At 26.1% G+C, this 1,584-nt stretch carries 2 protein-coding genes; both read left to right on the top strand.

Annotated features, from left to right (window positions below):
- Positions 1–2: 2 nt before the first annotated feature.
- A complete protein-coding gene (locus JG677_RS08040; RefSeq protein WP_325099575.1) occupies positions 3–998 on the top strand; it encodes a nucleotidyltransferase family protein in 996 nt (331 codons plus the stop codon).
- A partial coding sequence (locus JG677_RS08035) for a Gfo/Idh/MocA family protein (RefSeq protein WP_200286111.1) occupies positions 995–1,584 on the top strand: 590 nt, incomplete at its 3' end. The genes JG677_RS08040 and JG677_RS08035, both read left to right, overlap by 4 nt.

The raw sequence follows: 1,584 nt of genomic DNA, 5'->3' as shown, positions 1-1,584 counted from the left end.
GTATAAAAGAAGCTTTAAATATAGTTGGCAAAGAAAGAGTAAGACTTGGTATTGTAGTAGATCAAAAAGATAAATTTTTGGGAGTTATTAGCGATTCTGATATTAGAAAAGCTTTGATTAATGGAAAAATGATTTATGATTGTATAGAAGATATTTATACTAAAAATCCTATCATAATAAAAGAAAATACAAGTAAAGCTGAACTTTTAGAACTTTCTTCAAAAACAGATATTTATGATTTTCCTGTTATCAATGAAAAAGATGAAATAATTTCCATAAGATCTATTTCTTCACTTTTAGCCAAAACTAAACTTCCAAACTATGTGATTTTAATGGCTGGAGGACTTGGAACAAGACTTAAAGAGCTTACAAAGCACACCCCAAAGCCTATGTTAAAAGTGGGAAAAAAACCTATTTTAGAGAGCATTGTTTCAAGACTTTCTTTGCAAAACTTTGAAAATTTTATTTTTTGTGTAAATTATAAAAAACAAATTATAGAAAATTATTTTAAAGATGGCACAGATTTTGGGGTTAAAATTTCCTATATTAAAGAAAAGAAAAAATTAGGGACAGCAGGGGCTTTAAGTTTGATTGAAGAGCCTTTAAAAGAAAGTTTTATTGTAATGAATGCAGATATTTTAACCGAACTTGATTTTTTAGAATTTTTAAAAGCCCATAAAAAAAGTAAGGCTTTAATGAGTGTATGTGTGAGAGAATTTGAACAAAGCATACCTTATGGAGTTATAAAAGAACAAAATGGTTTTATAAAAAATATACAAGAAAAACCAACTATGAAATTTTTAGTTAGTGCTGGAATTTATGCGCTAAAACCTGAAGTTTTAAATTTTTTAAATAAAAATGAGTATTTAGATATGCCTGATTTGATAAAAATCTTAATGCAAAAAAATGAAAAAATCAATACTTTTTTATTGCGTGATTATTGGATTGACATAGGTAGAATTGAAGAATTTGCAAGAGCAAATGAGGATTTTAGGTGAAAGCTTTAATTATAGGCTTTGGGAGTATTGGAAAAAAACATTTTTTAGCCCTTAAAAATTTAGGTTTTGATATTTCTTTGCTTTCTTTTAGTGCTTGTAAAAAAGATGTTAAAGAGACAAAACTTTATAATTCTTGGGACGAGCTTTCTTTAATGGAATTTGATCTTTTTATTATTGCTAATATCACAACTTTACATTTAGAGACTTTAAAAAAAATTGATACTTTTGTTAAAGATAAGATTATATTAGTTGAAAAACCTTTATTTGAAAAATTTATTCCTTTTCAAAGTAATAAAAATAAAATTTTCATTGCTTATCTTTTAAGATTTAATCCCTTAATTAAAGCTTTAAAAGAAATTTTGCAAGTTGAAAAACCTTATTTTGTAGAATTGAGTTGTCATTCTTATTTGCCTAATTGGCGTGATATAGATTATAGGGAAAACTATAGTGCAAAAAAAGAACTAGGAGGTGGAGTTTTACTTGATCTTTCTCACGAAATCGATTTGGCTTTTTTTCTTTTTGGAAAATTAAAACTTTTATATAGCGAGAATTTAAAGCTTTCAGAACTTGAGATTGATAGTGATGA

The organism is Campylobacter sp. TTU-622, from assembly GCF_016598965.1.
Classification (GTDB): Bacteria; Campylobacterota; Campylobacteria; order Campylobacterales; family Campylobacteraceae; genus Campylobacter_D.
Note: the sequence above shows the minus strand (reverse complement) of the source record. Positions and strands in the feature narration are given on the sequence as shown.